Source organism: Kitasatospora sp. NPDC056181 (assembly GCF_042266225.1).
Taxonomy (GTDB): Bacteria; Actinomycetota; Actinomycetes; order Streptomycetales; family Streptomycetaceae; genus Kitasatospora.
In genome coordinates this window covers 1-10543 of the sequence record NZ_JBHJUK010000223.1, presented here as the reverse complement: position 1 = coordinate 10543, position 10543 = coordinate 1, and the positions used below count along the sequence as shown (strand labels likewise).

General features: G+C 76.0%; 1 protein-coding gene. It reads left to right on the top strand.

From position 1 onward, the window contains the following. The first annotated feature begins 12 nt into the window (after window positions 1–12). Window positions 13–10503 carry an amino acid adenylation domain-containing protein gene (locus ACFC1F_RS40805; RefSeq protein ID WP_376166558.1) on the top strand — a complete coding sequence of 3497 codons (10491 nt, stop codon included), beginning with the start codon at window positions 13–15 and terminating at the stop codon, window positions 10501–10503. Window positions 10504–10543: the final 40 nt, after the last annotated feature.

The following is a 10543-nucleotide window of genomic DNA, read 5'->3' as shown; positions in this document are numbered from 1 at the left end:
GACCAGGCCGAGATCGACCTGATCACCTCGGCCGTCCCCGGCGGCGCGGCCAACATCGCGGACGTCTACCCCCTCGCCCCCCTCCAGGAAGGCCTGCTCTTCCACCACCTCCTCGCGGAGGGCGGCGAGGACGCCTACGTTCTGCCGACCGTGCTGGAGTTCGACTCGCGGGCCCGTCTGGACGGATTCGCGGACGCCCTCCAGCAGGTGCTCGACCGGCACGACGTGCTGCGGACGGCCGTCGTCTGGGAAGGGCTGCGCGAGCCGGTGCAGGTGGTGTGGCGCCACGCGGTGCTGCCGGTCGAGGAGGTGGCACTGGACGCGGGCCGCGAGGCGGACCCGGCGGACGCGGCGCGTGAGCTGCTGGCCCGGACCGGGCTGTCCATGGACCTGGGACGGGCGCCGCTGCTCGGCCTGCACGTGGCGGCGGGGCCGGACGGGCGGTGGCTGGCACTGCTGAGGATGCACCACCTGGTGCAGGACCACACGGCCCTGGCGGTGATCCTCGGTGAGGTCCGGGCGTTCGTGGACGGGCACGGCGACACGCTGCCCGCGCCGCTGCCGTTCCGCGACTTCGTGGCGCACGCCCGGGCCGGGGCCGACGGCGGTGCGCACGAGCGGTTCTTCGCACGGCTGCTGGGCGACGTGAGCGAACCCACCGCGCCGTACGGCCTGATGGACGTGCGCGGCGACGGTGCGGCGCTGGTGCGGCGGACGGTGGAGGTCGCTCCGGAGCTGGCCGACCGGCTGCGCGAGGCGGCGCGGCGTGCGGGGGCGAGCCCCGCGACAGTTCTCCACGTCGCCTGGGCGCGCGTGCTGGCGGCGGTCAGCGGACGCGACGACGTCGTCTTCGGCACGGTGCTGTTCGGCCGGATGAACGCCGGCGCCGGCTCCGACCGTGTCCCCGGCCCGTTCATGAACACCCTGCCGGTGCGCGCCCTCGTCGACCACAACGGTGCGCTGGCGGCCGTCCACGCGATGCGCGGGCAGCTGGCGGAACTGCTGGAACACGAGCACGCCACGCTCGCGGTCGCTCAGCGGGCGAGCGGCGTCCCGGGGGACTCGCCCCTGTTCACCTCGCTCCTCAACTACCGCCACAATCCGGGCCGCGACGTGGCCGAGCTCCCCACGGAGACCGGCCGCGACGTGGCCGAGCTCCCCACGGAGACCGGCCGCGACGGCGAGTCCCGCGCCGGGCGCCTCGACGGGGTCAGGACGGTCTTCACCCACGAGCGCGACAACTTCCCGCTCTCCGTCTCGGTGGACGACGACGGGCGCCGGCTGCACCTGTCCGTCGACGCGCTCGACCCGATCGACCCGGCCGTGGTGGGCGCCCAGCTGCACGCGGTCACCCGGAACCTGGTGGCCGCACTGGAGCAGGCCCTGGACGGCGGCCCGGACCGGCCGCTGAGCGCCGTCGACGTGCTCGACCGGGCCGAGCGCCACCGCCAGCTGGTCGAGTGGAACGACACGGCGGCCGAGAGTGCGGGCGCGACCCTGACGGAGCTGTTCGAGGCCCAGGCGGCCCGGACGCCGGACGCCACCGCGCTGGTCTTCCGGGAGACCCGGGTCTCCTTCGCCGACCTGGACGCCCGGGCCAACCGCCTGGCCCGCCACCTGGCCGGTCACGGTGTCGGCCCGGAGTCGGTCGTCGCGGTGCTGGTGGAACGCGGCCTCACCTCGGTGGTGGCGCTGCTGGCCGTGCTGAAGGCCGGAGGGGCGTACCTGCCCGTCGACCCGGACCACCCGGCCGACCGGGTGGCCGCCATGCTGGCCGACGCCGCGCCGGCCGTGGTGGTGGCGGACGAGGCGACCGCCGCCACGGCGGCACGCTGCGCCGCGGCGGTCGTGGTCCTCCCGGACTCCCCCCGCACCGCCGAGCTCCTGGCCGCCCTGCCCGCCGGCGCCCTCGGTGACGACGAGCGCACGGCGCCGCTGCCCGCGAACCCCGCGTACGTCATCTACACCTCGGGCTCCACCGGCCGCCCCAAGGGCGTGCCGGTGCCGCACGCCGGCCTGGCCAACCTGTACACCGGCCACCACGCCGGGATGATCGCCCGCGCCGGGCGGCGGATGCGGGTGGCGCTCACGGGTTCGCTCTCCTTCGACGCCAGCTGGGACGAGATCCTCTGGATGGTCGCCGGCCACGAGCTGCACCTGGTGCCGGACGACGTCCGCCGCGAGGCGCCCGCACTGGTGCGGTACGTGCGGTCCGAGGGCATCGACGTCGTGGACACCACGCCGACGTACGCCGAACAACTGCTGGAGCACGGGCTGTTGGACGACCCCGCCGCGCTCCCCGCCGTCCTGCTCCTGGGCGGTGAGGCGACCGGACCGGCCCTGTGGGAGCGGGTCCGGTCGGTCGACGGCCTGCTCTGCTACAACCTGTACGGGCCGACGGAGTGCAGCGTGGACGCCCTGTGGGCGGACACCGCGGACAGCGAGCAGCCGCTGGTCGGCCGGCCGATGGCCAACACCCGGTCCTACGTGTTGGACGACGGGCTGCGTCCGGTCGCCGTCGGCACGGTCGGCGAACTGTACGTGGCCGGGGCGGGCCTGGCCCGCGGCTACCTGGGCCGGGCGGCGCTGACCGCCGAGCGGTTCGTCGCGTGCCCCTTCGAGCCGGGCGCGCGGATGTACCGCACGGGTGATCTGGTGCGCCGGGACGCGGCCGGACGGCTGGAGTACCTGGGCCGGGCGGACGACCAGGTGAAGATCCGCGGCTTCCGGATCGAGCCGGGCGAGGTCCAGGACGTGGTGGCCGCCCACCCCTCGGTGGCCCGGGCGGCCGTCGTCGCGCGGGAGGACACCCCCGGCGAGAAGCGCCTGGTCGCCTACGTCGTCCCCGCCGAGCCCGGCGGAGAAGCCCGACTTCCTTCACTGGTACGTGAGTTCAGCGCGCTCAAGCTGCCGAACCACATGGTTCCGTCGGCCGTGGTGGTGCTGGAGGCGTTGCCACTGAACGTCAACGGCAAGCTGGACCGGAAGGCCCTGCCCGCCCCCGGCCACGCCGCCCCGGCCGGTGCCGGGCGGGGCCCGGCCACGCTCCAGGAGGAGATCCTCTGCGGCGCGTTCGCCGAGGTGCTGGGCCTGCCCGCCGTCGGTGTCGACGACGACTTCTTCGCGCTCGGCGGGCACTCCCTGCTCGCGACCCGGCTGATCAGCCGGGTGCGGACGGTGCTGGGTACGGAGGTGCCGCTGCGCGCACTGTTCGAGGCGCCCACGGTGGCCGGGCTCGCCGCCCGGCTGGACCCCGCCCGTGCGGCCCGTGCGGCCCTGACGGCCGGGCCGCGTCCGCAGCGGGTCCCGCTCTCCTACGCGCAGCGCCGGCTCTGGTTCATCGGCCAGCTGGAGGGCCCCAGCGCCACCTACAACATCCCCACCGTGCTGCGGCTGTCCGGCCGGCTCGACCGGGAGGCGCTGAACGCGGCGCTGCGGGACGTCCTCGGGCGTCACGAGGTGCTGCGGACGGTGTTCCCGGTGGTCGACGGCGAGCCGTACCAGCGTGTGCTGGACCTCGACGAGCTCGACTGGGAGCTTGAGTTCGTCGACCTCCGGGAGCCCGCCGCCGCACCGAACGGCCTCGCGACCGCCACCGACCCGGCCGCGGCCGCCGTCGCCCGGGCGGCCGGCCACGCCTTCGACTTCGCCGTCGAGGTCCCGGTCCGCGCCTGGCTGTTCGAGACGGGCCCCGACGAGCACCTCCTGGCGGTGGTGGTGCACCACATCGCGGGCGACGGCTGGTCGATGGAGCCGCTGGCCCGGGACGTCACGACGGCGTACACGGCGCGGCTGGCGGGCCGGGCCCCCGACTGGGCGCCGCTGCCGGTGCAGTACGCCGACTACGCGCTGTGGCAGCGCGGGCTGCTCGGCGACGAGGACGACCCGCAGAGCCTGCTCGCCCGCCAGGTCGCCTACTGGCGCGAGGCGTTGGCGGGCGTGCCGCAGGAGCTGGTGCTGCCGGCCGACCGGCCGCGCCCGGCGCTGCCCTCGCGTCGCGGTCACGTCCTGGAGTTCAGGGTCCCGGCCGAGGTCCACGCCCGGCTGGGGGAGGTCGCCCGCGAACGCGGGGTGACCCCGTTCATGGTCCTCCAGGTCGCCCTGGCGGTGACGCTGTCCCGGCTGGGCGCCGGCACCGACATCCCGATCGGCACGGCGGTCGCCGGACGCACCGACGAGGCCGCGGACGACCTGATCGGCAACTTCGTCAACAGCCTGGTCATCCGGACCGACCTGTCCGGCGACCCGACCTTCGCCGACCTGCTGAGCCAGGCGCGCGAGACCGGGCTGCGCGCCTTCGCGCACCAGGACGTGCCGTTCGAACGCCTGGTGGAGGAGCTGGCCCCGGCCCGCTCGCAGGCCCGCCACCCGCTGTTCCAGGTGATGCTCACCATGAACACCGGCACGGTGACCGGGGCCGGTGCGCCCGTGCCGGCCCTGCCCGGCCTCCGGGCCACCCGGCTCGCGGCCGACGAGGTCGCCGTCAAGTTCGACCTGGGCGTGACCATCGCCGAGTCCTTCGGGCCGCAGGGCGACCCGCAGGGGATCGGCGGCATGGTCAACGCCTCGGCGGACCTCTTCGACGCCGACACCGTGCGCCGCATCGCGGACTGCCTGGTGACGGTGCTGGCCGCGCTCGCCGCCGACCCCGCCGCCAGGATCGCCGCGGTGGACGTCCTCGACGCGGCCGAACGCCGCCGCATCGTCGAGGAGTGGAACGCCACCGCCGCCGAACCACCGCGGCTGACCGTCCACCAGGCCTTCGAGGCGCAGGCGGCCCGCACCCCGGACGCGGTGGCGGTCGTGTGCGACGGCGCCGAGGTGTCCTACGCGGAGCTGGACGAGCGGGCGAACCGGCTGGCGCACTACCTGGTGGGCCAGGGGGTCGGCGCCGAATCGGTGGTGGCCCTCGGGCTGGGCCGGGGGGCCGAGATGATCGCCGCGATCCTGGCGGTCTGGAAGGCCGGCGCCGGCTACCTGCCGGTGGACCCGGAGCAGTCGGCGGAGCGGATCGCGTACCTGCTGCGCGACAGCCGGGCCGTGCTGATGCTCACCACCGAGGAGATCCTGGACGAGCTGCCCGCCGGCCGGGTGCGCCTGGTCGCGGTGGACGACGCGCCGGTCCGCATGCGGCTGGCGGCCGCGCCGGCCACCGCGCCCGGGGTGCCGGTGGCGCCCGCGGCCCTCGCCTACGTCATCTACACCTCCGGCTCGACCGGCCGGCCCAAGGGCGTGCAGGTCACCCACGAGGCGCTGGCCAACTACACCGGCTCGGTCCCCGCCCGGCTCGGCCTGGGCGCGCCCGGCGGGCGCTACGCGCTGCTCCAGGCCCAGGCCACCGACCTCGGCAACACCGTGGTCTTCGCCAGCCTCACCAGCGGCGGGCAGCTGCACATCCTCGACGCGGAGGCGGTCACCGACCCGGCGGCGGTCTCGGACTACCTGGCCGAGCACCGGATCGACTACCTGAAGGCGGTGCCCTCGCACCTGGCCGCACTGGCCGCCGTCCGCGGCGCCGGGGGCGTGCTGCCGGCCAGGGCCCTGGTGCTGGGCGGCGAGGCCGCCCAGCCGGACCTGGTCACCGCGCTGCTGGAGGCCGCGGGCGACCGCCCGGTGTTCAACCACTACGGGCCGACCGAGACCACCATCGGCGTCACCACCACCCGGCTCACCCCGCAGTCGGCGGCCGGGGGCGTCGTGCCCATCGGCACCCCGGCGGCCAACACCCGGGTCTACGTCCTCGACGACGCCCTCAACCCGGTGCCCGCGGGCGTGACCGGCGAGCTCTACATCGCCGGTGCGCAGCTGGCCCGCGGTTACGGCGGACGCCCCGCGCTGACGGCCGAACGCTTCGTGGCCTGCCCCTTCGGGACCGGCGGGCGGATGTACCGCACCGGCGACCGGGTGCGCTGGACGCGCGGGGGCCAGCTGGTCTTCGCCGGCCGGGCGGACCAGCAGGTGAAGATCCGCGGCTTCCGGGTCGAGCCGGGTGAGGTGCAGGCCGTGCTGGCCGCGCACCCGGAGGTCGCCCAGGCGGCGGTCGTCGCCCGCGAGGACACGCCGGGCGAGCCGCGCCTGGTCGCCTACGTGGTCGCCGCCGACTCGGCCGGCGAGGAACTGCCCGCCTCCGTCCGGCAGTTCACGGCCCAGCGGCTGCCCGAACACCTGGTGCCCGCCGCCGTCGTCGTGCTCGACGCCCTGCCGCTGACCGCGAACGGCAAGCTGGACCGCGCGGCCCTGCCCGCCCCCGGGTTCGCCACGGCGGGAGCCGGTCGGGCCCCGGCGACGGTGCAGGAGGAGATCCTCTGCGCGGCGTTCGCCGAGGTCCTCGGCGTGGAGGGCGTCGGCGTCGACGACGACTTCTTCACCCTGGGCGGCCACTCCCTGCTGGCGGTCTCCCTGGTGGAGCGGCTGCGCACCCGCGGCGTCGCGGTGTCGGTGCGGGCGCTCTTCCAGACGCCGACACCGGCCGGGCTGGCCGCGGTCGCGGCCCCCGAGCAGATCGAGGTGCCGCCGAACCTGATCCCCGAGGGCGCCGAGGAGATCACGCCCGGCATGCTGCCGCTGGTGGACCTGGACGAGGCCGCGATCGCCCGCCTGGCGGCGCGGATCCCGGGAGGCGCGGCGAACATCGCGGACGTCTACCCGCTCGCACCGCTCCAGGAGGGCATCCTCTTCCACCACCTGCTCCAGGCCGACCGCGGCGCGGACGTGTACGCCTCGCCGACCCTGGTCGCCTTCGACACGCGCGAGCGCCTGGACGCGTTCCTCGCCGCGCTCCAGCAGGTGGTGGACCGGCACGACATCTACCGCACCGCCATCGTCTGGGAGGGCCTGCCCGAACCCGTCCAGGTGGTCGTACGACGGGCGCCGCTCCCGGTCGAGGAGCTGACGGCCGACCCGGACCGGCCGGTGCGCCGGCAGCTCCAGGAGGCCGCCGCCGGCCGCATGGACCTCGGCCGCGCCCCGCTGATCCGGGTGCACACCGCCGCCGAACCCGGCAGCGGCCGGTGGCTGGTCCTGCTGAAGATCCACCACCTCGTCCAGGACCACACCACCCAGGACGTGCTCCTCGGGGAACTCCACGCGATCCTCTCCGGCCGCGCCGACACCCTCCCCGAGCCGCTGCCCTTCCGCACCTTCGTCGCGCAGGCCCGCCTCGGCGTGCCGCGCGAGGAGCACGAGCGGTACTTCACCGGCCTGCTGGGCGACGTCGAGGAGACCACCGCGCCGTACGGCCTGCTGGACGTCCACGGGGACGGCAGCGGCGCCGTCCGCGCCCACCAGCTGATCGAGGGCGGACTCGACGAGCGGCTGCGGGAGGCGGCCCGCTCGCTCGGCGTCAGCCCGGCGACGCTCTTCCACCTCGCCTGGGCCCGCGTGCTCGCGGCGGTCAGCGGCCGCGACGACGTCGTCTTCGGCACGGTGCTGTTCGGCCGGATGAACGCCGGCGCCGGCTCCGACCGGGTGCCCGGCCTCTTCCTCAACACCCTGCCGGTGCGCGTGCGCACCCGCGGCGTGGACGTGGCCGGGGCGCTGTCCGGGCTGCGCCACCAGCTGGCGGAGCTGCTGGTGCACGAACACGCGCCGCTCTCGCTCGCCCAGCAGGCCAGTGCGGTGCCCGGGTCGAGCCCGCTGTTCACCTCGATCCTCAACTACCGGCACGGCCGCAGCGGCGCCCGCACCCCCGACGGAGCGGGCACCGCCGGCTTCGACGGCATCAGGACGCTCCTCACCCGGGAGAGCACCAACTACCCCGTGGCCGTGGCCGTCGACGACGCCGGGACCGGGTTCGGCCTGACCGTCGATGCGGTGCCCGGGGCCGACGCCGAGCAGCTGTGCCGCCTGCTGCGCACCTGCCTCACCGGGCTCGCGGACGCGCTGGAGCAGGAGCCGCACACCCGGCTGAGCGCGGTTGCCGTGCTGGACGCCGACGAGCGGGACCGGCTGCTGACGGAGTGGAACGACACGGCGGCCGAGGTCGCCGTGGCGACGGTGCCCGGCCTGTTCGAGGCCCGGGTGGCGCGGACGCCGGACGCCATCGCGCTGGTCGCGGACGGGGTCGAGCTGACCTACGCACAGCTGGACGCGCGGGCGAACCGGCTGGCCCGCCTGCTGATCAGCCGCGGCGTGGGCCCGGAGTCGCTGGTCGCGCTCTGCCTGGAGCGGGGCGTGGACCTGATGGTGGGTCTGCTCGGGGTGCTGAAGGCCGGCGGCGCGTACCTGCCGCTCGACCCGGCCTACCCGGAGCAGCGGATCGCCTTCATGGTGGAGGACGCCGCGCCGGCGGTGGTGCTGGCGACGGCCGCGACGGCGCGGGCGGTGCCCGGGCCGGTGCTGGTCCTCGACGCGCCGCAGACCGTCCGGGACCTCGACGCGCTGGGCACCGCCGCCCCGGCGGACGGTGAGCGCACGGCGCCGCTGTCGCCGGCGCACCCGGCGTACGTGATCTACACCTCGGGGTCGACGGGCCGTCCCAAGGGCGTGGTGGTGTCGCACACCGGTGTGGCGAGCCTGGTGGCGGGCCACGTCCGCGATCTGGGGGTGGGGCCGGGCTCCCGGGTGGGGCAGTTCGCGTCGCCCAGCTTCGACACCTTCGGGTGGGAGTGGTTCATGGGCCTGCTGACCGGGGCGGCCCTGGTGGTGGTGCCCCAGGAGCAGCGGCTCGGCCGGGCGCTCCCCGAGTTCCTGGCCGCGGGCGGCGTGACGCACGTGACGCTGCCCCCGGCGGTGCTGGCCACCCTCGACGAGGGCTCGATCGGCCCGGACGTGGTGCTCGTGGTGGCCGGCGAGGCGACCGGGCCGGAGCTGACGACCCGCTGGTCGCGCGGGCGCCGGATGTTCAACTCCTACGGCCCGACCGAGACGACCGTCGACGCGACGCTGTGGCGGTGCGAGGCCGACGCCCCCGAGGTGCCGATCGGCGGGCCGGTGGTCAACACCCGCGTGTACGTCCTCGACGACGCCCTCGCCCCGGTGCCGGTGGGCGTGGCCGGCGAGCTGTACGTGGCCGGCACCGGTCTGGCCCGGGGGTACCTGGGGCGGCCCGGCCTGACGGCGCAGCGCTTCGTCGCCGACCCGTTCGGCGGGCCCGGCGCCCGGATGTACCGCACGGGCGACCGGGCGCGCTGGACGCCCCGCGGCGAGCTGGTGTTCGCGGGCCGCACCGACGACCAGGTGAAGATCCGTGGGATGCGGATCGAGCCGGGGGAGGTGGAGGCGGTGCTGTCCGCCCATCCGGGCCTGGCCCGGGCGGCGGTGGTGGTGCGCGAGGACGCCCCCGGCGACAGGCGCCTGGTCGCCTACGCGGTGCCCGCGCCCGGCGCCGCCGGGCCCGACGGCGGCGGACTCCCCGCCCTGCTCAGGGAGTTCCTGCAGGAGCGGCTGCCCGCCCACCTGGTGCCGTCGGCCGTCGTCGTGCTGGACGCGCTGCCGCTGACCGTCAACGGAAAGCTCGACCGCGCGGCCCTGCCGGTGCCGGACCCCGGCGCGGGTGCGGGTGCGGGCGGGGAGCGCGGCCGGGGGCCCGCGGGCGCCCTGGAGGAGGCGGTGTGCGAGGCGTTCGCCCGGGTGCTCGGGGTTGCGGCGGTCGGGGTGGACGACGACTTCTTCGCCCTCGGCGGCCACTCCCTGCTGGCGGTCTCCCTGATGGAGCGGCTGCGGGAGCGCGGGGTGTCGGTGTCGGTCCGGGACCTCATCGCCCACCCGACGCCGGCCCGGCTGATGGCCACGCTGAACCTCTCCTCCGTCCGGGACTCGCTCGGCGCGCTGCTGCCGATCCGGACCGGCGGCTCCCGGCCGGCCTTCTTCTTCGTCCACCCCGGAGGCGGGCTGGGCTGGTGCTACCTGCCGTTCGCGCGCTTCGTCCCGCCGGGCCACCCGCTCTACGGGCTGCAGGCCGACGGGATCGACGGCAGCGGTGAACTCGCCTCCTCGGTGGAGGAGATGGCCGCGCGGTACGTCGAGCGGATCCGCTCGGTGCAGGAGCACGGGCCCTACCACCTGGTGGGGTGGTCCTTCGGGGGCACTCCGGCGCACGAGATCGCGCTGCGGCTGCGCGCGGAGGGCGAGCAGGTGGCGCTGGTGCTCATGGACGCCTACCCGCCGGACCCGGCGGACGCCCCCGCGGTGCCCGGCGGCCCGGCCGGGGGGACCGGCGACGACGCCGGGGCCGTCGCCGCGCTCACCGGGCGGATGCGCGCCGAGCTGGGCCACCTGCTCGCCGGCTTCTCCGACGAGGAGCTGGCGCTGATGGCGGGGGTGTACCGCAACAACGCGGCGATCCGGGCCGGGCACGGCTTCGGACGCTTCGACGGGGACACGCTGCTGCTGGTCGCCGAGGAGGGGAAGGAGCCGGGCGCCCGGCAGGCGGACCTCTGGGAGCCGTACCTGTCCGGCCGGCTGACCACGGTGGGCCTGCCGTGCAGCCACTCCGACATGGCGCGCCCGGAGATGCTGGAGCTGGCCTGGGAGTCCATCGCCCGGTGGCTGGGCGGGCAGTAGCACCGGACACGGCTCCGGGCGGGACCCGCGGGTGCGGGTC